Source organism: Winogradskyella pacifica (assembly GCF_013403915.1).
Lineage (GTDB): Bacteria > Bacteroidota > Bacteroidia > Flavobacteriales > Flavobacteriaceae > Winogradskyella > Winogradskyella pacifica.
The window spans coordinates 101105-126084 of the sequence record NZ_JABFDI010000012.1 but is presented as its reverse complement, the minus strand read 5'-3'; the positions used below and the strand labels follow the sequence as shown (position 1 = coordinate 126084).

The 24980-nt window shown below is 32.3% G+C and carries 24 protein-coding genes; 9 read left to right on the top strand and 15 right to left on the bottom strand.

What is annotated here, in order from left to right; translation table 11 throughout:
• Window positions 1–168 precede the first annotated feature (168 nt).
• The gene (locus HM984_RS12000) at window positions 169–2223 is read left to right on the top strand and encodes a zinc-dependent metalloprotease (protein WP_179349330.1); all 2055 of its coding nucleotides are present in this window, start codon (window positions 169–171) and stop codon (window positions 2221–2223) included.
• 54 nt (window positions 2224–2277) lie between these two features.
• Here the strand turns inward: HM984_RS12000 and pth are convergent, their stop codons facing one another.
• The 15 genes from pth to HM984_RS11925 all read right to left on the bottom strand — a co-directional run bounded on the left by pth (window position 2278) and on the right by HM984_RS11925 (window position 13759).
• Complete coding sequence (gene pth / locus HM984_RS11995) at window positions 2278–2910, bottom strand: aminoacyl-tRNA hydrolase (protein ID WP_179349329.1); 633 nt, start codon at window positions 2908–2910, stop codon at window positions 2278–2280.
• A 117-nt stretch (window positions 2911–3027) separates the two neighbouring features.
• Window positions 3028–5724, bottom strand: coding sequence for a carboxypeptidase-like regulatory domain-containing protein (locus tag HM984_RS11990; protein WP_179349328.1), 2697 nt, complete (start codon window positions 5722–5724; stop codon window positions 3028–3030).
• Between the two features lie 6 nt (window positions 5725–5730).
• Complete coding sequence (locus HM984_RS11985) at window positions 5731–6417, bottom strand: GLPGLI family protein (protein ID WP_115808147.1); 687 nt, start codon at window positions 6415–6417, stop codon at window positions 5731–5733.
• 59 nt (window positions 6418–6476) lie between these two features.
• Entirely contained in the window at window positions 6477–6677 is a 201-nt protein-coding gene (locus HM984_RS11980) for a hypothetical protein (protein WP_147298318.1), read from the bottom strand.
• Between the two features lie 188 nt (window positions 6678–6865).
• A complete protein-coding gene (locus HM984_RS11975; RefSeq protein WP_115808145.1) occupies window positions 6866–7603 on the bottom strand; it encodes a GLPGLI family protein in 738 nt (245 codons plus the stop codon).
• 75 nt (window positions 7604–7678) lie between these two features.
• Window positions 7679–7888, bottom strand: a complete 210-nt coding sequence (locus tag HM984_RS11970; protein WP_115808144.1) for a hypothetical protein — start codon at window positions 7886–7888, stop codon at window positions 7679–7681.
• Between the two features lie 520 nt (window positions 7889–8408).
• Window positions 8409–8690 carry a carboxypeptidase-like regulatory domain-containing protein gene (locus tag HM984_RS11965; protein ID WP_179349327.1) on the bottom strand — a complete coding sequence of 94 codons (282 nt, stop codon included), beginning with the start codon at window positions 8688–8690 and terminating at the stop codon, window positions 8409–8411.
• Between the two features lie 29 nt (window positions 8691–8719).
• On the bottom strand, window positions 8720–9421 hold the full coding sequence (locus tag HM984_RS11960; protein WP_179349326.1) for a GLPGLI family protein: 702 nt from the start codon (window positions 9419–9421) through the stop codon (window positions 8720–8722).
• Window positions 9421–10149, bottom strand: a complete 729-nt coding sequence (locus HM984_RS11955) for a GLPGLI family protein (RefSeq protein WP_115808140.1) — start codon at window positions 10147–10149, stop codon at window positions 9421–9423. Before HM984_RS11955 ends, HM984_RS11960 begins: the two co-directional genes overlap by 1 nt.
• An 80-nt stretch (window positions 10150–10229) precedes the next feature.
• Window positions 10230–10943: a GLPGLI family protein gene (locus HM984_RS11950; RefSeq protein WP_115808138.1), complete on the bottom strand. Its 714-nt coding sequence runs from the start codon at window positions 10941–10943 to the stop codon at window positions 10230–10232.
• A 12-nt stretch (window positions 10944–10955) separates the two neighbouring features.
• The gene (locus HM984_RS11945; RefSeq protein WP_179349325.1) at window positions 10956–11189 is read right to left on the bottom strand and encodes a hypothetical protein; all 234 of its coding nucleotides are present in this window, start codon (window positions 11187–11189) and stop codon (window positions 10956–10958) included.
• 401 nt (window positions 11190–11590) lie between these two features.
• Complete coding sequence (locus tag HM984_RS11940) at window positions 11591–11743, bottom strand: peptidase associated/transthyretin-like domain-containing protein (protein WP_115808135.1); 153 nt, start codon at window positions 11741–11743, stop codon at window positions 11591–11593.
• A gap of 101 nt (window positions 11744–11844) precedes the next feature.
• Window positions 11845–12558, bottom strand: coding sequence for a GLPGLI family protein (locus HM984_RS11935; RefSeq protein ID WP_179349324.1), 714 nt, complete (start codon window positions 12556–12558; stop codon window positions 11845–11847).
• Window positions 12559–12634: 76 nt separating this feature from the next.
• Window positions 12635–12880 carry a hypothetical protein gene (locus tag HM984_RS11930; protein ID WP_179349323.1) on the bottom strand — a complete coding sequence of 82 codons (246 nt, stop codon included), beginning with the start codon at window positions 12878–12880 and terminating at the stop codon, window positions 12635–12637.
• 459 nt (window positions 12881–13339) lie between these two features.
• Window positions 13340–13759 carry a hypothetical protein gene (locus HM984_RS11925; protein WP_115808130.1) on the bottom strand — a complete coding sequence of 140 codons (420 nt, stop codon included), beginning with the start codon at window positions 13757–13759 and terminating at the stop codon, window positions 13340–13342.
• A gap of 335 nt (window positions 13760–14094) precedes the next feature.
• On the opposite strand from HM984_RS11925, the gene HM984_RS11920 reads away from it, so the two are divergent.
• From HM984_RS11920 to HM984_RS11885, 8 genes are all read left to right on the top strand, one after another.
• Window positions 14095–15255 (top strand): homogentisate 1,2-dioxygenase, encoded by a 1161-nt coding sequence (locus tag HM984_RS11920; protein WP_179349322.1) that lies wholly within the window; start codon window positions 14095–14097, stop codon window positions 15253–15255.
• Window positions 15256–15370: 115 nt separating this feature from the next.
• Window positions 15371–15874, top strand: a complete 504-nt coding sequence (locus HM984_RS11915; protein ID WP_179349321.1) for a CCC motif membrane protein — start codon at window positions 15371–15373, stop codon at window positions 15872–15874.
• A gap of 124 nt (window positions 15875–15998) precedes the next feature.
• Complete coding sequence (gene hppD / locus HM984_RS11910) at window positions 15999–17159, top strand: 4-hydroxyphenylpyruvate dioxygenase (protein ID WP_179349320.1); 1161 nt, start codon at window positions 15999–16001, stop codon at window positions 17157–17159.
• A 279-nt stretch (window positions 17160–17438) separates the two neighbouring features.
• Entirely contained in the window at window positions 17439–18227 is a 789-nt protein-coding gene (locus HM984_RS11905; RefSeq protein ID WP_115808123.1) for a DUF3108 domain-containing protein, read from the top strand.
• A 13-nt stretch (window positions 18228–18240) separates the two neighbouring features.
• Window positions 18241–19173, top strand: coding sequence for a tryptophan 2,3-dioxygenase family protein (locus HM984_RS11900; protein WP_115808122.1), 933 nt, complete (start codon window positions 18241–18243; stop codon window positions 19171–19173).
• A 30-nt stretch (window positions 19174–19203) separates the two neighbouring features.
• Window positions 19204–20502, top strand: coding sequence for a M23 family metallopeptidase (locus tag HM984_RS11895; protein WP_179349319.1), 1299 nt, complete (start codon window positions 19204–19206; stop codon window positions 20500–20502).
• Entirely contained in the window at window positions 20502–22148 is a 1647-nt protein-coding gene (gene pgi / locus HM984_RS11890; protein ID WP_179349318.1) for a glucose-6-phosphate isomerase, read from the top strand. Before HM984_RS11895 ends, pgi begins: the two co-directional genes overlap by 1 nt.
• Before the next feature lie 160 nt (window positions 22149–22308).
• The gene (locus HM984_RS11885) at window positions 22309–24951 is read left to right on the top strand and encodes a TonB-dependent receptor (RefSeq protein WP_115808118.1); all 2643 of its coding nucleotides are present in this window, start codon (window positions 22309–22311) and stop codon (window positions 24949–24951) included.
• The last annotated feature ends 29 nt before the right edge of the window (window positions 24952–24980 follow it).

Below are 24980 nucleotides of genomic sequence, written 5' to 3'. Positions count from 1 at the left end.
GTATTTTCAAAATGTGCTCAACTGAATATTCGCGATAAATAGTGAGTAAAGACTTAAATACTGTTTCAGGTATTTGTATAGTGAAAATTAAAGAAAAATATTAATCCAAAAGATTATTGTCAATTAATGCTTTATCTTGAAAGCCTAAAACTAATTTAAAGAATAATTATGAATACGAACTTTACTTTAAAATCCATTTTCACATTAATCCTTTTTTCCTGTTTTGTGAGTATAACAGCGCAAGAGCGTTCTTGTGGTATGTTAGAATATATGGATCAGCAAATGCAAGATCCTGAGTTTGCGAGAGAATATGAATTAAGCCAGGAAAAATTTAAAGTTAAGCTTCAGCAATTACTATCCGAAGAAAACTTTAGCCAACGTGGTGGGAATCCTATTGTAATTCCGGTTGCCGTGCATTTTCCGACAGCAAATGAAGCGGATCGGGCTTGTTTAGAAGCATTAGCTCAAAACCAAATAGATATTTTGAATGCAGATTATACGGCTACCAATGCCGATATTTCACAATGGAATGCAGCTAGTGGATTTTATCCTAATACAGGTTTAGGTGTCGCTAGTATCTCTTTTTGTATGGCGCTTTCTGACCACCCAGTAGGTTTAGATTCTGAGTTGTTAGAAGGTAATCCTGCGGTTACAATTGGTTATGACTTTGGTAATGGAGGCAATACAGATAGTAATTGGGGTGGTTATATGAATTTTGTAATAAGACCACTTGGAGGTCTTCTAGGGTTTTCGCCATTAGGAGGTAGTATAGCTGCGGGTCAGGCCGTAACGATTAGCACTACTGCATTTGGTTCTGGTTCTGGCTGTTCTGGTTCGGGTATTGTTCCAAGTTTTCCTTTTAATTTAGGAAGAACAACAACGCATGAGTTAGGACATTTTTACAACTTAGCTCACACTTTTAATGGTGACGGAAATGGAGTTTGTGGTAGTGGTGGTGATGGTATTGCAGATACACCTGAGGTTGCTAATAGCACATACGGTTGTCCTTCTGTGGGAAATGTAGCAGGTTGCGTTCCCGGGGAGACTGCATTAACCATGAGCTTTATGGATTATGGTGATGATAGATGTTTGTACATGTTTAGTGCTGGCCAAGCCACAAGAATGGATGCGTGGGTAGCAGCAATAGCATCTCAAATAAAACCAGGTGTTTGTTCGCCAGCAGAACCAGGTTTTCAAATTGCTTCTAACAATAGTGAAATTTTATCTTGTCCTACAACAGATACGGAAGCTGTATTTAATTTTTCTTATACTACCATACAAGGGTTTGATGAATCAACTGTATTTGAGGCAACAGGAGCTCCTGCGGGCGCTACGGTAACTTTTAGTCCAACCACTTTAAGTTCTAGTGGAAGTTTTACTATGACTATTGGTAATTTAGATACAACGGCAACGGGAGAATATACAATAGCTGTTACTGGGACATCATTTCCAGGATCTGTAGTAGACATAGTAGATGTTTTATTGAAAAACACGTGTACAGCCATAGTGTGTGATACCTATGCCTCTGATGCGAATTTAGCCCTGAATATAGCTGATGGTAACTCTGGTCAAGCAGGTCAGCCATTATTGCAACATATTATTAGTATTCCAGATTTAGCTATAATAGAGGGAATAACGGTAAATGTTGATGTTACACATACTTATATTGGCGATTTAATCGTTCGTATCATCCATCCAGATGGTGCTACTTTTATTGATGTCTATAATAGTGACTGCGATAATGATGCTAATTTTGATATTACTTTTGATGATGAAGCAGGAGCTTTAGCATGTGCGAGCCCGACTATAGGAACATTTGCTCCAAGAGAAGCATTAAGTGAATTTAATGGAATGCAAGCACAAGGAGATTGGACTATCTTAATTGCCGACTTTTTTGCTCAAGATACGGGGAATTTAAATGATTGGTCAATTACAATATGTGCAGAAGAAGCCTTAAGTGTTGATGAGTTTAGTCTCTCAGATTTTGCGATTTTTCCAAATCCGAATACTGGAGAGTTTTCAGTAAAGTTGAATTCTAATTCTGGTAATGCAATTAATATTGATGTTTTTGATATAAGAGGAAGACGAATTTTTAATAACTCGTACACCAATAGCGCTAATTTTAATCAGACTATAAATCTTAATGATGCGAAGTCTGGTATGTACTTAGTAACTATTAGTGATGGAGCAAATAAAATAACGAAGAAGATTATAGTAAAGTAAATTAGGAATACAAATTCTTATATTAATAAAGACTGTCTGAAAAGGCAGTCTTTATTATTTTCCATTAAATTGGTTCATCGTAGTATTTACTCCAGCCAAAGCAAAAGACTTCACCAGTTCTGCCGAAATTTTTAAGCGTTCTTTAAGTTGTGTGTTTTCTTCGTCGGTCCATTCGCCTAAAACGTAATCGACTTGTCTCCCTGTGCTAAACTCATCACTTATACCAAACCGAAATCGGTTATATTTTACAGTCTGTAATTTGTCTTGCGTGTCTTTTAGACCGTTATGGCCTCCGTCACTGCCTTTCATTTTTAATCTGAGTGATCCAAAAGGAAGGTTTAAATCGTCGGTGACAACGAGTAAATTTTCTAAAGGGATTTTTTCTTTCTCTAACCAATATTTTATGGATTTTCCACTGAGGTTCATAAACGTACTAGGCTTTAAAAGGATGAGGGTTCGTCCTTTAATTTTTAGGGTAGCAACATCACCAAGTTTTACGGTTTCAAAGAGGATGTCATTGGATTCAGCTAAATAGTCGAGAATTTTAAAACCAATATTATGTCTGGTATTCGCATATTTTTCGCCTATGTTTCCTAAGCCAACGATTAAGAATTTTTTCATTGTATCTTCTTCTGTGAGTTCTGGTTTATCACTAAAACCGAACCATTTTTTAAATAAATTTTGCATAGCGTAGTCTTGCTTGGTGCAAAAGTAAAAAGAAGTTGACTAAAAACTAACTTTATAGCTATGGTCTTTGGTTTGTGGGTTTAGTTTTTAAAGCTATTTCAAAGATTACAAATAGAATTATAACTTATAACTCACTTTAAACATCACAATCCTTGGTAAAATAAATGTTCTACTATCACTAATCACAAAAGCGTTAAATGAATTTTGTTGTTTAAAACGCGTATCAAAAAGATTAGTAGCATTTATCTCAAATCCCCAAGGACTATCTTCTACTTGGTAGAATAACGAGGCATTCGCCGTATCAAAAGTGGTTTTAGTATCTAAACTTTTATTATTGTAATTATCAAAGGTGTAATCGGCTTTAAAGATGAAATCCTTTAAAAAATCGTATTCCAAAATAACTTCTAATTGGTCATTTTCAAAATTAGAAACGTTATTTAAAGCTTTATAAGTATTAAAATCTTTGGTATAATTTATTTCTACGTTAGGATGATTTTTAAAAGATGTTTCTATGCCAATAGTTGAAGATATTGATTTTGAAACATTAAGATTGGTTTCGCTATTTAGGATTTGAAAATAATCATTGTAGCTAAAACGACTACTCAGGTTATAACGGATTTTATTAATTTTTTTTGAAACGCGTCCACTAAGCATCCAATTATGCTCTGGTTGGTCAAACATAATGGTTGTATTAAACGATTCTATGCCGTTAAGTTCTGAAACCGTTTTTACACTTTTTATACGTTTATTAAAACTGGTATTTAGGTTGAAATTTAAATTTCTGAACAAACTAAATTTATAATAACTTAAAGATGCGGAATGATATAATTGATTTTCTAATTGGTTATTCCCTTTATAAACACTATTAAAATTTGAGAGTACAAAATTATTAGCTAATTGATTAATGCCAGGAAACCGAGCATTCAGTTTGTATTTAAAATTGAGTTTTTCACTATTATTAAATTCTACTTTAGTGGTGAATTGTGGTAATAACAAATTTTTAGAAAACGCTTCAGCATCATCAAATTGTTCAGTCCGCCATAAATAACCATGATAAAAAACAGCAGGTTTAAACGTTGCAATCCCAATTTGAAATTTATACTCTAATCCCAAATAGGTGTCTATAAAGCTGTATCCAAAATCATTACCGAAACCAGCCGAACTAAAATTATTAATACTGCCATCATTAAGCAATTGTACATCTTTATTAATGAAATCGTTAAAAGAGGTGTTAATACCAACACTTGTATAAAGGTGGTTAAAGTTATTAAGTACCCAATAGTCTTTTATAATGGCATTAAAATTATGCGACGTTGATTTTTTAGTTTGAAGTATGTTATACACATCGGCATCTTCTAAAGGGATTAAACCTTGTAAAATTTGCTGATTAGTGAGCCATTCTGTTATGGGTTTGTCATTCTGAAAATTATAAGTCGCTTCTAAAGTGGCTGTATGCGCTTTAGACAATTTACGACTGTAGGAAATATTTTGTTTTATATTAAGTGCTGCAACATCGGTTACTGTCGTAATACTATTATTTTGGTCTGGGTTAATTGTATTTACAAAACCATGACTATCATTGTTGGTCACTTTTACAAAAGCATTATAAGCAAAATCTTGTTTGTAAGTTGGATCGTAGTCAACGGTGACCTTGCCAATAGTAAAAAAGTTATTGAGGTGATTAGTAACCGTTCTGTCTTCTGTAAAAGGGTCTTCTATATTTTGGTAAGCATTTAAGGTGTTACTTGCGGTTTGGGTCTTGGAATTAGAAGTAATTAAATACCCACTAATATCTGTATGTTTAGAAACCGATTGCCTAATATTTAAGGCACCAAACTGGTTGATGTTATCTGTAAAATCTTGGTTATTGAGGTATTGTGCAAAATCGCTATTAAAGAGACTAAAATAACTGCCAGCATCATCTAGCAGTTTACCAAAACCGCCTTCAAATTCCAAATAATCACTAAAGCTAAAGCTTTTTATACCTTGGTTATTAAGGTCTCCAATAAAGTTTATATTCGTTTTTGGGCTATAATAAAAAAGATTAGGATGCACAAGGTAACGTTCCTTAATACCAGCACCAGCTTCTATATCTCCAAATACAAACTTCTTTTTATCTTCTTTTAGTAAGATATTTAAGGCCATATCCTCAGAGTCTTGCAAATCTTTAAGCATAGCAACTTCGTTGTAATTGTCTAATACTTCTACTTTTTCCACAGCATCTGCTGGGATGTTATTTACGGCCAATTTACTATTGCCTGTAAAAAAGGTTTTATTTTCTACTAAAACTTTGGTTACTTTTTTACCTTGCACAGTTACATTACCTTCTCTATCTACCTCTACGCCTGGTAGTTTTTTTAAGGCATCTCGTAGTTTACGCTCTTCGCCTGTTACAAATTTGGTAACATCATAAGTAATAGTATCTTTTTTTACCGTAATTGGTGGTGTGTATTTAATGGTTACTTCATCTAATTGGTCCGGGTTTTCTTTGAGGATAAAGTTTTTAATAAGGTCTTGGTCTGTTGTGCTAATGGTAATTGTTTGTGGCTTATAGCCTAAGTAGCTTACGGTAAGCTCGTAGGTCTGGTTTTTTATTAAACCTAATTTGTAGCTGCCGTCATTTTCTGAAATAGCAAATTTAACGTCTTGATCATCTGCTTGGGGTATTGCTAAGATATTGGCGTAGGGTAAAGGGGTTTGTATGGTGTCCGTGACTTTACCTATGATTAGAGTTTGTTGAGCGTTACAAAAAGAAATCAAACTAAACTGGGCAAATGTTAAAAAGAGCAAGTTAAAAAATCTATAATACCGCATTAAAATTTAATTTTTGTCAAAGAATCCTTTAAATCTATTTTTAAACTCTTTGTAAGTGAGCTTTATACCATCTTGGGGCTTCTTTAAGAGTATATTTTTATTTAATAATTTTATTTTCGTTGCATTATAAACTGCCTTACCTGAATTTAATCTTAAAATCAAACCAGGTAAACTGTTGAAGTTCTTTGGGCCATACCCTAACGGAATTTGCGTTGTAAACCATGCGAATATATTCATTTCCTCTCCTTCATCATTTAACAAAATTGCCTTTAAACAATTATATTCCCCTATTATTATTGATTCTTTCGTTATTTTCCATGCATATGTAGGTCTTGAAATTAAGTAAGTTTCACTATCAATTGATTTTGAATAAATATTTTCCTTTGTTTCTAAATCGAAATAAAAAATATTCTTTCCACCGGCTTCTATTTCTGTAATATTAAATCGACTATTTGCATCATTTTGCATAGCTTTAATTTTCTTATATTCTGAGGCCTTTTTATTAAATAAAAGCTGATATTCTACATCAGAAGCATTTTTGAATAACCTTTTCAATTTAGGATTTGCTTTGCCCTTTTCAATAATTTCTTTTGCCATGCTAATTGAATATGTTACTTCACCTGACTGGAAATTTTCAATATTAGTATCATTAACTAATATTAACCACAAAAATATTATTAACAATTGTTTCATTTTAAACTTTTTAAAAATTAGAGTAAAGAGATTAAACTAATCTCCTTACTCCAAATATATCATCCATTAAGGTAACAATCTAAATATACAGCATCATAAATTTCTAAATAGTATTCTAGGTCATCATTTGGGTGTTCATTAAAATGATCAGCAACAGCAAAAGCTGCAGCCCTAGCTCTTCTTACACAATTAGAATTATCTTCTTCAATTACAGGTGCAGCACTCAAAGAAGTACCAACAAACATAATTACCACGGACATAAGGCTAATTACTTTTTTATTTGATCAAAATAGCCATTTAGAGTAAACTCCGTAAATAATTTTATAAATAACAGGATTGGTTTTTATATTTAATGTTTCTGCTTAGTTGAATAAGCAACTATTTCAAAAAAATGGTAATTCGTAATCTTGACCAGTGAAAAGTTTAAATAAATAATTAAAGATTTGGCTTATTTTTGCCCAAAAGTATTGTCAATATTATTCTCTAATTCTGTAAATTCGGATTTAGTCATAATCTTACCTTTTTTAGGTTTATCTATTTTAATTTGATTGGCCATATTTAAATTAATTTTAAAAGCATAATAAATAAACTTATTATCATTCAGCTCTAAAATCATACCTGGTAACCCTGCATATCCTTTTGGACCAAAGTTGTAATTTAAATCGGGAGTGTACCAAGCTATAACATTTGTTTTGAATGTGCCCTTACTGTTAATGACAATTTTTTCTGTATTGGCTTTGTAACAAGTATAACCATCAATCACTTTAGACTCTTTCGTAAGTGCCCATTTGATATTGGAAATGCTATCTTTAATTATTATATCTTGACCATACGCATTGAATTGATTTAGACTTAAATTAGACTTGGTGTTTAAATAATATACTCTACTTGCTCCAATTAGAGCTTTGGCTATTCTAAAGTCACGACTGTTATGGTCAGAAGTCATTTGCTCTTCAACATTGAAAATGGACTCTTCCTTATTAAAAACTAAGCTAAACTTGAATTGTTCTGTATGTTCATTGAGTGCATTATTTATAAAACTTAATTTCTTTTTTTTTTCTAATTTTTCTTGATTGATAAATTCACCATCCAATTTAATTTTATATTCAATTTTTCCGATATCTTGTGCAATGGCATTTAAGCAAGCACCTACTAAAATGGCTATAAGTAGTACTGATTTTTTCATTTTTCTGATAGTATTAAAGCTATATAAGTAATGTTAATACTTATATAGCTTTTAATGTTTAGCTAATTAACAATTTTACTCTCCGTTGACGCAAAATTCGTATTCAATGTTTGCAACTTCATTCGCAGTTTGTTTATCTATACCCATTTCTTCTAATTCATCTTGGAATTCAATAGCTTCAGCCACGCAATCCTTATAAATTTCTAAGTTTGTTGCAGCATTCAAATTAAATGAACTACCAACAAACATTACCACAGCCATAAGGCTAAAAATTGTTTTCTTCATAATTTAAGATTTTAAACTCATCACATTTTTTAGGATAGGTTGGTTAATAAAAAATGTCTCCCTAAAATTTAGGGAATAGAAGTCTTTTAAATTTAGAAGTCATTTGCTTTCTCATTAAGGGAATGAGAAGTAGAAGTCATTTTTGTTAGAAGTCTTTTTTTGTACTATTAATTTTAATTCTCAGGGATAAAAAATAAAAAGCTTGCACAAGCTATAAAGTTAACATTTTTGTTGTCCACATTCTTAAGAGTGACTTCTAAATTACTCTATATAAATGCTTTCAACTCTGTAAATCTAAAAAAAAAAAAAATGGAAACCACCTAATTAAAAACGTGTTATTTGTTAAAGAAATGTTAACTGTGGAAAAACCGTAATTGCAATTGCAAGATAGTTAAAACTTTAACAGTTTTGTGTTTGGGCTTTAACACTAAGTTTTTGTATATGAATGCGTTATTGTGGTGTATAAGATGAAATTAATCTTTAAAAATTAGGGATTTCAAATAATCGTTAATAACATAATCTATAATTTTGAAATCATTTTGGTCTGTTGTCTATAGCCTAAATAACTTACAGTAAGCTCGTAGGTTTGGTTTTTTATTAAGCCTAATGTGTAGCTTCCGTTATTTTCTGAAATAGCAAATTTAACGTCTTGGTCATCTGTTTCAGGTATGGCTAAGATGTTGGCGTAGGGTAAAGGTTTTTGTAGCGAGTCTGTTATTTGGCCTTGAACTTGAACTTGTTGTGCGTTACAATATGATTTTAAAATAAAAGTATAAAAGATTACAAAAAAATACTTCAGCATAATAACTTTCAGGTCCATATGTATAATATCTAATTTTTCTCATTTCCACTAGCAATCAAACCTTCAATGAAACTATCAAACTTTGTTTCAGTCATTCTTTTTTTATTTTTAGGTAATTCAATGATGACATCTTTATCTGTAAAATTAATTTTTTTTAGTCGCGTAGTAACTTTATCAATTTTGAGTTCAACAATTATACCTGGTAATCCTGCAAAACCATCAGGACCAACAGGAAGACAAATTTCAGGCGCGTACCATGCTGTAACAGGTTTTGTAAAATCACTGCGTCTGCCTTTAATCTTTATTGTAGAAGTTGCTTTGTAGCAAACAAGAGAATCAATTATCATGATGTCATCAGTTAAAGCCCAGTTATAATCATCAAAGGCTTTCTCAATTAAATATTTCCCCTGTTCTTTAACAGCTTTCTTTTGTTTTATTTCGTAGAAAAAAGGACCATTATATCCTGAGTGTGAAATAACAATGGCATCAAATGAATCATCTTTGTTTAATTTTTCATAAACAGCTAAGGAATCATTAAATTTTATTAAAAATTCAATTTCTGAGATTGAACTATCAATTGTCTTATTTGGTTCTTTTGAGTTTGTAGAAACACCTATTCCTCCAGTTTTATAATTAGAAACTTTATTGTAATAGGCGTTACCACTAATTTGTGAAAAACTTAGTTGAAAAAGGGTGATTAAAACAATTGTAAAAATTTGTTTATAAATCATTACTTATATTTTCTTCGATTAGTGGTTGATTTTTTTACCAATGCATTAAAACCAACTTCCGTTATTTCTTTTCCCTTATGTGGTAAGTCTATTTTGTTTTTTTTATCTAAAAACTCAATTCTCTTTAAAGTTGTAACAAAATTGCCTTTTTCTAACTGAATAATTAGACCAGGTAATCCGCCAAAACCATCAGGACCTGCAGAAATATTTATATCCGAAGTATACCAAGCGGTTATAGGAACTTCCTCCGTGCCTCCTCTGCCTTCTACCGTAATTGAAGTTATTGCTTTGTAGCACGTTAAGTTGTTAAGCACTAATTTTTCCTTTTTTAAAACCCATTTTAAAGCAGATATATCTCTTTCAACCAAATAGAGCTCATTAAACAAGTCTTTTTCAAAAATGACTTTCCTATTTTTAAAATCAAAATAAGAGGGCCCAACGTAACCAGATAATATTTTAGCCAGTTCTATGGATTTATTATTATCAGTTGACATTTGTTCAACTTCTTTATAAAGGGCAGTATCTTCATTAAAAGATAAAACAAACTCTAAGTTTTTTGTTGATTTCTCCAAAGATTTAATTGGGTTCCCTGGTATATTAGATAGCGAGTCTAATTTTTTTTCAAACGCTGTATTAATGTTTTTAATATAGTAGGCTTTTCCATTAGCTTGCCCGAAACAAAGGCTTAAATAAAAAACTGATGTAATTAAAAAGATAATTTTTCTCATAATAATGTCTGATTAAAGTAATGTGTACATGGCATGGGATGCCCACATTATTATTTGTATTATTGGAAACTTTGCTTTCATCAATTTTTAAAATAATCTATAGCTTTTTTATTCATTATAGCTAAAATACTGTCAGCTTTTTTCTCAGAAATAAGTTGATCCTTTTTAGGAGTTCTAATTCTAATATCTTTATTCAAAAATTCAATTTTATCTGCATAAAGAACATTGTTTTTCTCCTTAATTTCGAGTATTAGACCAGGTAATCCATAGTACATTTTTGGGCCAAAAGATAAAGGTATTGACGGTGCATACCATGCTTCAATCGTTTCTCCTTTGTGTTTTCCATAGTGTACTTTACCTATGGCTTTTAAGCATTCGTAATTACCTATACTTTTCTTTTCGTTGACTAGAGACCAATTAATTTTGTCTTCTATTTCTACTTTTAAATTTTTATCAATGAGATAGTAATCATGTATCAATTTACCTTTAGAAGTAAAATATTTTCCATCTGCCTCAATAATTAGACTAATAATGTTTAAGTCTAATTTACTAATTGATGAATCTACTAAATCATTTCTGTTAAAAACGGAAATATTGTCTTTACTATTAATCGATAAATTGAAATCTAATAATTCACTTTTATTGATCGCTTTTTCAAATGACTTTTTAAAATTTAGAGGTCCTTTGAGCGTATCGAGATTAATAGAAATACTTGATTTGTAAGTAACTTTAAGATTCGATTGTCCAAGCGAAAATAAAGGAATAAAAAAAGCTAATATGAGGTATTTTATCATTTAAAATTGTAATTAAGGTTGGAATCCGTTTTGATTTTCGCATTGTTCAGTATAATCTAATATAAGATCTAATCTATCCAAAGCGTTCATTTCAAACATACTCCCAATCCAATCCGCAAAATAATGAGCTTGTTCAAAACAAGAGGCACTATCCTCTTGAGCTATTACATTTTGAGTTGCATTTAAATTTAATGAACTCCCTACAAACATCACCACAGCCATTAGGCTAAAAATTCTTTTCTTCATAATTTAAAATTTTAAAACCTATTGCATTTTTTTTTAATAGGTTGGTTAATAAATAATAACGAGAATAAGCTAACGAGGGATTTACTAACGAGTAACGAAGAATAAAATAAACCTGCACAGGTTTTTAGTTAACTAATGTCGCTAACTGCAATATAATGCCTCGTTAAAACACACATTATCAGTTGTTGACAAACCAAAGCTAAAAAAAAAAAAACGGAAACCAACTAAAAAAAAAGCACCTTTAATGTTAATGAAATGTTAACTGCGGAAAAACCGTAATTGAAACTTTAAAATAATTAAAACTTTAACAGTTTTGCATTAGGATTTTAACACTAAGTTTTTGTTAGTGAATCAGTTGTTGTTTCATTTGTAATGTAATTAATCTTTAAGAATTAGAGGTTTTAAATACACATTCTTGTTATTAAAATAAGGTTATAACTTCCGTCATTTTCTGTAATGGCGAATTTTACATTTTGGTCATCTGCTTTTGGTATTGCTAAGATATTGGCGTATGGTAATGGGTTTTGTATGGTGTCTGTTACTTTGCCAGACATTAAAAGTTGTTGAGCATGAGCCAAAGAGGAAAATCCTACTAAAGTTAGTAGGATTGTTAAAACATAGTGATTGGAAAATCTCTGTAACAAAGTTATTAGTGTCAGTTTTTTCTGTTTGTATATTGTTTTGAAACTATACTATTAAATTCTTCTTCAGAAACTTTTTTTCCTTTTGTAGGTAACTCTATATCGATTTTGTTATCTTTTTTAAAAAATTCTATTTTTTTTAAAGACGTTAGTATTCCATTATTGTCTAATTGAAGTATTAAACCTGGTAGCCCACCATAACCGTCCGGACCATAAGGTATAGGGATTTCTGGCGCATACCAAACTACAACTTCTAATGTATGTTTTCCTTTTGTGTTTTCAATAGTGTATGTAGTTGTTGCTTTATAACACAAATAGTTGTCAATTTTTAAAGTATCTTTAGTTAAAATCCAGTCTATTTTATTTCGTTTTATAAGGTAATTCACACCAGCAAATTCTTTTTCATGTAAAATTATGTCAGATGCTTTGTCATAATAAATAGCACCTCTGAAATCAATAATTCCTTCTGTCATGGCTTTGAGAACAGGACTTGTATTATTATTTAAAAATTTAATTTTTTTGTATGTTGCCTTCTGGTTATTAAATGTTAATTGGAATTCTTGAGTCTTAAGATTTTCGACTATTTTTTTTGCATATTGGCTTGCGTTATCAGGTGTGTCTGATTCATATGATTTTAATTGCTTGCCATAAACCGCTTTACCAACTTGGCAAAACATGGATATTGTAAAAAAGTAAAACAAAAAGAAGGAAATTTGTTTTTTAACCATTTCTGTTATTTGTTGTAAAGACAGTCAAAATTATACTTTTAACTGTCTAAATTATTAATTGATTCAAAATTTAATTCTAATAAGGTCCACCAGTTTCTACACAAGCATCATATGCAGCTGCAAATACGTTATATGCTGTTTCATCTCGCGGAATAATTCGGAATCTAGTAGCCATGTCATTCATGAATTTTTGTTCAGCTTCAGCAGCCACATCAAAACAAGTGCCAGTGTCTAAATTCTCATTTTGTACGTTTGCATTTAAATCTAATGAACTACTCATAAACAGCACTACTGCCATAAGGCTAAATACTCTTTTCTTCATAATTTAAGATTTTTAAACCCATCACTTTTTTTAAGATAGGTTGGTTAATAACTAATGTCTCCCTAAAATTTAGGGAATAGAAGTCTTATAATTAGAAGTCATTTGTTTTCTCATTAAGGGAATGAGAAATAGAAGTCATTTTTGGTTAGAAGTCTTTTTTGCTATTAATTTTAATTCTTAGGGATAAAAATAAAAAAGCTTGCACAAGCTAGGTGTTTAAACATTTTTGTCGTCCGCATTCTTAAGAGCGACTTCTTACATTACTCTATAAAATGCTTTCAACTCTGTAAATCTAAAAAAAAAAAATGGAAACCACCTAATTAAAAAACGCTCTAAATGTTAACTGCGGAAAAACCGTAATTGAAACTATAAAATAATTAAAACTTTAACAGTTTTGTGTTTGGGTTTTAATACTAAGTTTTTGTATGTGAATGAGTTGTTGTGGTATGTAGAATGAAATTAATCGTTAAATATTAGAGATTTCAAAAATTCATTAACCGCATAATCTACAAACCTTGAGATCATAATATCACTACTATTAATTGTGTGGGTCAAACCATCTAAAGGACCACAACCTCTAGAATAGTTATAATCATTTTGGTAGTTGTTTTCAAAAAGTTTCAAATTAGAGAATAAACTTGTGTTTAGTACTTCAGAATTGATTTCAGAATTATTGTCAATCTCTAGCATGGTAAAGTTAGAATCGTCTCGTTGAAAATCAAAGGCAAATGGCTTTTCAATTTTTGTGAATTTAAATTCAGCCAATTTCTCATTTAAAAACATAGAAGAATTAAATTCTGCACTACTAAAGCCCGACGTTTGAGCAAAACAAAATGAACCCAATACAAACATTAAAACTAAAGTAATGCGTAATTTCATTTTAAATGATTTTTCTAATACTTTAAAAATAACAAAAATTTATTGATATTTGTAGCACATGACTTGAGCGCAAGATAAAATTTTGTAGCTCAGCGTATGTTCTTATCGCGAACAGCATGTGACCATAAAAAGCAATAGTTTTAAACACATGACACCATTCTGGGCCAACATAAAATTGCATCTTCATTTCCTTATCAAAAGGAATCCAGAATAAATACGTCTTATTCCTGCTCACACAGGAATCTCTACAAATTTTGTACCTTTAAAGTTGTAAATAAAGTGTCACCTTGAGCGCAGTCGAAAGGTCTTTGTAATATTTAAAACCATTCAAAATCATGCCATTCTATCATAAATTAGGGAAAATTCCACCAAAACGCCACACGCAGTTTAAAAAACCAAATGGCGATTTTTACTATGAGCAATTGTTCGGTACTATTGGTTTTGACGGCATGTCCACCAACAGTTACCATGAGCAACGCCCAACGCAAGTCAAAGAGATAAAGAATCAATACAGTGTTGCGCCTAAAATTGCTAAGGAAAACAATATGCAATCCTATCGGTTTAGAGGATTCCAAGTGAAGCCCGAAAACGATTATTTAGAGAGTCGCAAAATTGTACTCACCAATAGCGATTGTAATATTATATTGGCCGCGCCAAAGCAATCAACAGAAGATTATTTCTATAAAAACACAGATGCCGACGAATTAATTTTCATCCATAAAGGCACAGGGAAATTAAGAACACATCTTGGGAATTTAGATTTTAAATACGGAGATTATCTTTTAGTGCCAAGAGGTGTGATTTATAAACTCGATTTTGATACTGAAGACAACCGCTTATTTATCGTAGAATCTCGCAGACCAATCTATACTCCAAAACGCTACCGTAATTATTTCGGACAGTTATTAGAACATTCACCATTTTGTGAGCGCGATTTAAGGCAACCACAAGAATTAGAAACCTATAATGAGTCTGGTGACTTTTTAATCAAAATAAAAAAGCAAGACGAGATTTTTGACATGGTCTATGCCTCGCATCCTTTTGATGTGGTAGGTTACGATGGCTATAATTATCCGTACGCGTTTTCAATTCACGATTTTGAACCTATTACAGGGAGAGTGCATCAACCACCTCCGGTACATCAAACCTTCGAAACGGATGCTTTTGTAGTGTGTAGTTTTGTACCGCGTTTATACGATTATCACCCTATTGCGGTGCCTGCACCATATAATCATAGTAATATAGATAGTGATGAGGTGTTGTATTACGTCGATGGCGATTTTATGAGTCGGAATGATATTGCAGCAGGCCACATTTCCTTGCATCCAGCAGGTATTCCACATGGGCCACATCCTGGCACTATGGAAAAAAGCATTGGTAAGGTTAAAACCGAAGAATTAGCAGTAATGGTAGACACCTTTAAGCCTTTAAAAGTAACGGAAGAGGCTTTGAAAATTGCAGATGAAGATTATTTTAAATCGTGGTTAGATCACTAGATTGATTAAAATTAAATAGAAGTTTAACAAAGGCTCCATACTCAGCAAACAGAGTCCCTTTTTAAAGTAATGTCAATAGTGGCTCATACAGAAAGGTAAGGTTGGGAATTAAAAAATGAATCAAAATAAATTACCTGCAGATCCGCTATCGCTTATATTAGGAATATTAGCTTTAGTTATTGGTATCGCTGGCTGTTGTTGTTATGGGATTACTGCTATTATTCCATTAGCTATGGCTATTATTGGGTTGGTCGCTGCAAATAGAAGTTTACGTGAGTTTGGTGAGAATCCAGAGGCGTATAATCCGCAATCGCGAAGCAATGTAAATACGGCTAAAATTATAAATATTATAGCTATTGTGCTTAATGGACTTGTTTTTTTAATAGCTATCGGAGTCTTAGCAATCTACGGTACATTACTGTCTTCTGCGGTCTTAGATGGTTTAGATAATGGAGATTTTGAAGGTGATGATTATTATTACGAATCGGAATATGACACAACTATAGAACCTGAGAATTCTGATGTTTGGGAGGATGATACCTATATTATTGAAGAGGAACTAGATTCTACGATAGATGAAGTGATAGAAGAAACAATTATAGAAAAAGATAGTTTTTAAAATTAAAAAGTTAACAAAAATCGAAAAAAATTAGAAGAATTTCAAAAGATGACCATGGGTTTTCAAAATAAACTATACGAGTCACTTCTCTTTTTTCTAATGTCTCGATTCTAAAATAAATAGTATGGCAAAAGAAGTAGAAAATGTAAATTACGGTTTAGAAAAAATATTTGAAGGAGCGCAAGATTTTTTGCCGCTTTTAGGTACAGACTATGTTGAGTTTTATGTAGGCAATGCAAAGCAAGCAGCGCACTTTTATAAAACAGCATTTGGATTTCAATCGTATGCGTACAAAGGCTTAGAAACGGGGTCAAAAGATTCTGTAAGTTATGTGTTGAAACAAGATAAAATCCGCTTAGTGCTTACCACTCCTTTAAACAGTAAATCTGAAATTAATAAGCATATTGTAAAGCATGGTGATGGAGTTAAGGTTGTGGCTTTGTGGGTAGAAGACGCTCGTAAATCTTACGAAGAAACGACTAAGCGAGGAGCTAAGTCGTATATGGAACCAGTTGTAGAAGAAGATGAATTTGGTGAAGTCGTTAGAGCCGGAATTTACACGTATGGAGAAACCGTACATATGTTTGTAGAGCGTAAAAACTACAAAGGCACCTTTATGCCAGGTTTTGTAGAATGGAAAAGTGATTACAATCCAGAGCCAACAGGTTTAAAATATATAGACCACATGGTGGGTAATGTAGGTTGGGGACAAATGAACACATGGGTAAAATGGTACGAAGATGTTATGGGCTTTGTTAACTTTTTATCATTCGATGATAAGCAAATCCATACCGAATATTCAGCTTTAATGAGTAAAGTAATGAGTAATGGAAATGGACGAATTAAGTTTCCAATTAACGAACCTGCAAAAGCTGCTAAAAGATCGCAAATTGAAGAATATTTAGATTTTTATGAAGGCTCAGGTGTGCAGCATATTGCAGTGGCAACAGATGATATTATTAAAACCGTATCACAATTAAAATCTAGAGGAGTTGAGTTTTTATCCACTCCACCAGAAGAATATTACAGAGCAGTGCCAGGGAGATTAGACGAGTATAGTCACGAACTTAGAGAGGATATTGAAACCCTAAAAGGTTTAGGTATTATGATAGATGCGGATGAAGAAGGGTATTTACTCCAAATTTTTACAAAGCCAGTAGAAGATAGACCAACTTTGTTTTTTGAGATTATTCAACGTATGGGTGCTCGTGGTTTTGGTGCTGGTAATTTTAAAGCCTTGTTTGAGTCTATTGAGCGAGAGCAAGAAAAAAGAGGTACTCTTTAAAATAAGAAAAGCGCGTTTATTTATTTACAAATAAACGCGCTAATATTATATAGGCATATAGTCTTCAGTTTATATAGTTTATGAATTCTATTTGAGTGTTTTGTTTGATTTGACTTTACAGTCCCTTGACTATTTAAGTTTAAATAATCAATAGGTTATAGTCTTGCGTGTTTTTAGATGGTATTTTAAAGTTTTTATAGATTTGGAATAGTAATTGTATTTAAGATAATTGTAACGTAAAAAATGCGTTACATTATTTATATTTACAAACTATAAGTTATGAAACATTTATTTACCATTATATTATTCTTTGTAGGATTTCAAGCTTCTGATGTGAAGAAAGAATCAGCTTTTCAAGATGGAGAGTGGTTTAAATTTGAAATGAGTTACAGTGGTTTTGTAACGGCAGGATACGCCACACTATCCGTTAATGAAACCAAATTAGATAGAAAACCGGTGTACCATGTTGTTGGGAAAGGTTGGACTACCGGGCTTGCCAAATTATTCTTTAAAGTTAAAGACCGTTACGAGAGTTATTTCGATATAGAAACAGGTGCTCCATATAAATTTATTAGAAAAATAGATGAAGGTGGACATACTAAGGATATCGAAATTAATTTTGATCATGAGAATAGGATTGCTGAGGTCAATAATAAAAAACATAAGGAAACTAAAAACATAACTACAGAACAAGACGTTCAGGATATGGTTTCTATGTATTATTATTTAAGAAATAATATACGTTCCGAATCCTTAAAAATAGGAGATGAAATAAAAACCAATATGTTTTTTGATGAAGAAAACTATGGTTTTAAACTCAAGTATTTAGGGGAAGAAACGATAGAGGTAGATATAAATGGTACTGATGTAAAAGTAAAAACCATTAAATTTAGACCTTACGTTATGGCCGGTCGTGTTTTTAAAGAAGAGGAAAGTTTAACCCTTTGGGTAAGTGCCGATAAAAATAAAATTCCATTGAAAATTAAAGCAGATTTAGCCGTAGGTTCTCTACGTGCAGATCTCGTTGAGTTTAAAGGTTTAAAGCACTCCTTTAAAATAGAATTCTAAGATTAACCAGTATATGCCAGACCAACCAAACTACGACGAAATTATAAAAGCTCTTGAGGAGAAGTACGAAAAAATAGATCAAGATACCGACGACCATTTATACGGCTTACTTTATAGCAAGCCAATAACGTATTGGGATTATATTCAGACGGACGCTCTATTAAACTTACAGATTCAGCGTACAACGCTACCCGATGAAATGGTATTTATTGCCTATCATCAAATTAATGAATTACTTTTTAAAATGATTCTTTGGGAAATTTCCCAAGTGGCAGAAAAGGAAGATTTAGATGTCACATTTTTCGAAAGCAAACTGATGCGTGTTAGTCGTTATTTTGATATGTTGTCAACCTCTTTCAATATTATGAGAGAAGGTATGGATGTTGAGCAGTATATGAAATTTAGATATACGCTAACTCCAGCGAGTGGTTTTCAAAGTGCGCAATACAGACTTATTGAGTTCTCATCTACTGAACTGATTAATCTTATAGACTATAGATTTAGAAAAGATATTGATCGCGATACTCCTTTTACACATGCTTTTGAACATTTATATTGGCAAGCCGCAGGAAAAGACCATAAAACAGGGAAAAAATCCACGCTTTTGGTTAATTTTGAAAAACGTTATAAAGACGAGTTTTTAAGATTTATGGAAACGTATAATACCAAAAATCTTTGGACACGCTTTAAAGAGTTGCCAATCAACGATCAAAAAAACGAAGAGCTTATAAAAGCGATGCGTCATTACGATTACACAGTCAATGTCTCTTGGGTAATGGCACATTACAACGCGGCCAAACATTATATTGATAGTGGTATCGGAGATGGTGAGGCTACAGGTGGTAGTGATTGGAAAAAATATATGCATCCAAAATATCAAAGACGTATTTTCTTTCCAGAGTTATGGAGTGCAGAAGAATTAGAAAATTGGGGAAATAATTTATAATTAGCTTAATTAATGCAGTTAAAACGATTAATGACAATTGCTGTAATTGCAGTAAGTATATATGCTTGTAAAGAAGATAACTCGGCAGAAATAGCATACGAAAAAGAACAAGCCGAAATAGTTGAAGAAGAGAAAATTCTAGAGTTTGGTTTCGATATCAATAATTACATTGTAAAACGAGACACTATTAAATCTGGTGATAGTTTTGGTGAAATTATGCAACGGTATAATATTGGGTATCCTAATATTTTTCAAATTGCAGAAATTACTAAAGATACGTTCGATATTAGGAAACTACATCCAGGACGACCGTTTACTTTATTATATTCAAAAGAATCCGAAAAAGATAGTCTACCAAGTCCAAGTACATTTATATACCAGCCTAATCAGGAAGAGTATGTTGTTATTGGTTTAAAAGATTCCATTCATGCTTATACAAGTAAAAAGCCTATTACCTATGTTGAAAAAACAGCAACAGGAATTATAGAAAGTAGTATTTCCAAGACGCTTGAAGATAAAGGTTTAAGTCAGCGGTTAGCTTATAAAATGGCAGATGAAATTTATGCATGGACTATAGATTTTAGGCGCTTGCAAAAGGGAGATCGTTTCAAAGTCATTTATACCGATAAATATATTGATGATACTATTTATGCAGGGATACAGAATGTAAAAGCAGCCTATTTTGAGCATAACGGTGATTCACTTTATGCATTCAAATTTCAAACAGACTCCATTAAAGGTATTGTAGATTATTTTAATGAAGACGCAAAAAACCTACGTCGTGCATTTTTAAAAGCACCTGTGCAGTTTAGTCGTATTTCGTCGCGTTATAATTTAAAACGAAGAATCGCACATTACGGTTATCGCGTCAAGGCACACCGAGGAACCGATTTTGCTGCACCAAACGGAACTCCGATAATGGCAACTGCGAGTGGTACAGTAACGAAGTCTAGTTATGGAAGTGGAAATGGGAAGTATGTAAAAATTAGGCACAATGCTACTTATGAGACGCAATATTTGCACATGTCTCGTCGTAATGTTAAGGTTGGCGAATTTGTAAAACAAGGTGATATTATAGGTTACGTTGGTAATACAGGTAGCTCTTCAGGAAACCATGTGTGCTATCGTTTTTGGAAAAATGGAAAAGAAGTCGATCCATTTAAACAAAAATTACCAGAGGCCATGCCTATTTCAGATAGTCTAAAAGTGAAATATCTAGATTATATTAAACCGATAAAACAACAACTAGATGATATCTTTTTCTTGGAAGGGCAATCAATTCAACCAGAAAACACAATAACAGAAGATACAAATACAGATATAAAATAATGGCATTAAAAGCAACCAACCCTACAACCACAAACGCTTGGAAGAAATTACAAGCACATTTTGAAACAATTAAATCTAAGCATTTAAAAGATTTATTCAGTGCTGACGCAGAAAGAGCTAATGATTTAACGGTTAAGTGGGATGACTTTTATGCCGATTTTTCTAAAAATAGAATTACAACAGAAACGATTGATTTATTGATTGAATTAGCAAATGAGCAAGACTTAAAAGATGCTATTTCTAAGTATTTTGAAGGTGATATCATTAATGCAACCGAAGGAAGAGCGGTTTTGCATACGGCTTTAAGATCTCCTAAAGATGCTACTGTTTTTGTAGATGGAGAAAATGTAATTCCTGAAATTCATGATGTTAAGAAGAAAATTGAAAACTTTACCAACTCTATTGTTAATGGAGATCATAAAGGGCATACAGGTAAAGCTATTACCGATGTTGTAAATATTGGTATTGGCGGCTCGGATCTTGGACCAGCAATGGTAGTAGATTCGCTACAGTATTATAAAAATCAACTAACAACTCATTTTGTAAGTAATGTAGATGGTGATCACTATCAGGAAGTTATTAAAAACTTAAATCCAGAGACTACACTATTTGTTATTGTTTCAAAAACATTTACAACGCAAGAAACCTTATCTAATGCAAATTCTATTAGAGCTTGGTTTTTAGAATCTCAGCCACAAGAAGCGGTTTCTAAGCATTTTGTGGCAGTGTCAACTAATATTGAAAGTGTAAAAGCTTTTGGTATCGATGAAGTCAATATCTTTCCTATGAAGGACTGGGTTGGTGGTCGTTTTTCATTGTGGAGTGCTGTCGGTTTATCTATAAGTTTGGCACTAGGCTACAAACATTTTGAAAGCTTATTAGAAGGCGCTCATAAAATGGATGAGCATTTTAGAACAGCAGATTTCAAAGAAAATATTCCCGTAATTTCAGCTATGCTTACCGTTTGGTATAATAACTTTTTTAAGGCTGAAAGCGAAGCTATAATTCCATATACACAATATTTAAACCAGTTTGCAACCTACCTTCAACAAGGTATAATGGAAAGTAATGGTAAAAGTGTAGATAGAAATGGGGACAAAGTTAACTACCAAACAGGAACGTTGATTTGGGGAGAGCCAGGAACCAATTCACAACACGCCTTTTTTCAACTGATACACCAAGGAACAAAACTTATTCCTACTGATTTTATTGGTTATGTTGAATCTTTATATGGTAACAAAGACCATCACGATAAGTTAATGTCTAACTATTTTGCACAAACAGAGGCCTTAATGAATGGTAAAACAGAAGCTGAAGTTTTATCGGAATTAGAAGGGCAATCACTTTCACAAGATGCTACATCTGAGCTTTTACCTTTCAAAGTGTTTGAAGGAAACAAACCAACAACCTCACTTTTAATTCAAAAATTAACGCCAGAAAGCTTAGGGAAGTTGATTGCTATGTACGAGCATAAAATCTTTGTTCAAGGTATTATTTGGAACATTTATAGCTACGATCAATTTGGCGTAGAATTGGGAAAACAATTAGCAAAATCGATTTTAAGCGAACTTAAAGAAGAGGGCTTGTCGGCTACTCACGATGCATCAACACAAAATTTATTGGCATTCTATAAAGAAAATTGTTAAAAATTGTTAAAAAGTTTTAATAATTTTAACTAACCGCGCGTAAAATTTAAGAATTCTATATTTATCTTAGTACGGCTTAATTGTTAACATTTAGTTAATGTTTTAGCTATTGTATTGCGTAATTTTGCGCTGATAAAAAACCAATTAACTTAAATTTTATATGAAAAAATTTAGTCTTTTTTTATGTATTGTTGTTGTAACTAGTTTAACAACATTTGCATACGCTCAAAGTTCTATTACAGGTAAGGTAATAGATGCAGAAACGAACTCACCACTTCCGGGTGCGAATGTTCTTGAAAAGGGAACTTCAAACGGAGCTGACACCGATTTTGATGGTAATTTTGTACTATCAGTTAATTCCAATTCTGGTGAAATTGAAATCTCTTACGTAGGGTTTCAAACTAAAATAATTAAATTTAAAGGAAGTGTTGATCTTGGTACTATAGCGTTAGAACTTGATAACACTTTAGATGAAGTTATCGTTGTTGGTACAGGGGTTATTGATTTAGCAAATAGTAGAGAAACACCTGTTGCAGTTTCTACTATTAAAGGTAGAGACATTCAACTTAAGTCTTCTGGTAATGTTGAATTCGGAGAGGCTATGAAAAACACACCGTCTGTTTACGTTTCTAACCAAGCAGGTGGATTTGGTGATAGTCAGATCTTCTTAAGAGGTTTTGATCAAACTAACACAGCTTATTTATTAAACGGTCAGCCGATTAATGGAATGGAAGATGGTAGAATGTACTGGTCTAACTGGTCTGGTATGTCAGATGTTGCTAATGTAGTGCAGGTTCAAAGAGGTTTAGGATCTTCTAAATTAGCGATTTCTTCTGTTGGTGGTACGGTAAACATCGTTTCTAAGACTACAGACAAAGAAAAAGGTGGATTTGTAAGATTCTTAGGTGGTAACGATAGTTATGTTAAAAGTACTATAGGTTATGATTCTGGTATCAACGATAAAGGATGGGCGTTTTCTGTCTTATTAGATCACTGGCAAGCACATAGAAAATACTCTGTTGGTACTGCTGGTCAAGGACAAAATTATATGTTCTCTGTAGGTTATAAGCCAAACGAAAAAAATACATTTAACTTTTTACTTACTGGTGCTCCTCAATGGCACGACCAAAACTTCTCTCAAGACCTTGAGTTTTACCAAGAATATGGTGAAAAAGCAAATAGTAATTCTGGTTTTTATGAAGGTGAGCGTTTTACAGAACGTCGTAACTTTTACCATAAGCCAGTGGCTAACTTAAACTGGGATTTTGATATCAATGATAAATTAGATTTATCTACAGTATTATATGCATCATGGGGACGTGGTGGTGGTACTGGTAACGTTGGTAACGGTAGAGTTAGAGTTGGTGGTAATGGCTTAAATGCAGAAGAAATTGACTTTGATCAAATCGAAGAAAACAACATTGCTACTGCTACAACTATTAACGGAGGTCAATACGGTACATTTGGAGATTCTTATTTAAGACGTTCTTCAATGAACAACCATAACTGGTACGGTTTACTTTCTAATTTACAATATGAGGCTAACGAAAACTGGTCAATGAATTTTGGTATTGATGCTAGAACTTATAACGGTATTCACTTTAGACAATTAGAAAATACATTAGGTTTAGATGGTTATAACGATAATTTTAGAACTGATCGTCCTAGTGATTATGTAATTACAGAAACTTTTGATGCTGATCCATGGTCTTCTTTATTTAATTCTGCTGATAATGATCAGAGATATGATTACAACTATGAAGAAGTAATTCAGTATTTAGGTGGATTTGGTCAAGCTGAGTATTCTAATGATAGCTTCTCTGCATTTGTTCAAGCTGCTGTTTCTACACAATCTTACCAAAGAGAAGGGTTTTTTACAGGACGAGGAAATGGATTGGGTAAATCTGATAAAATAAGTAAAGAAGGTTACAATATTAAAGGTGGTGCTGCTTATAAGATTAATACAGAGCATTCTATTTTTGCTAACGCAGGTTTTTACTCACGTCAACCTTTCTTAGATAATATTTTTACAGATATTAGATATGATAATGCACTTGCTGAGCCAGACGTAGATAATGAAGAGATTCTAGGTTTTGAAGGTGGTTACCGTTTTAAAAATAGAACATTAAGACTTAATGTAGATATTTATAGTACACAGTGGGGAAATAGATTCTTATCTATAAATGGACCGGTTCAAGCTGGTGCTGATGGTACTGTTGGAACTTCTGATGATGAATTTAGTACTTATAGATTAACGGATGTAACTCAAAAACATAATGGTGTTGAGTTTGATATGGAATACCGTCCATATGGTGGATCTTGGTCTTTTAGAACATTTGGTTCTGTTGGTAACTGGAAATATGACGGTGAAACGCCATATACATTACAAAATGACGATACAGGAGATTTTATTACTACTGATGGTAATGTCGATTTAACAAACGTTAAAATTGGTAATGCACCTCAGACATCTTTTGGTTTTGGTTTTAGAGCTGATATAGCAAAGGGACTTTCTGTAGATATGGATTATAACATTTACTCTGGTTTATATGAGTTCGTTGACCCTGCAGATGTTGCCGATGCAGCTTTATCTAATGATGTTTATGAGTCTGTGAAATTACCAGCGTATACTTTAGCAGATGCAGGTATCACATACAGATTTTCTTTAGGAGAAAACCCGTTAACATTTAGAGCTAACGTGTATAACTTATTTAACGAAGCTTATATTAACCAAAAAGATGCATTTGGTTACTATTTAGGTATTGGAAGAACTTTCAATGCGAGTTTACGTTATAACTTCTAAACTTGAAGTCATAATTTATAATAAAAAAG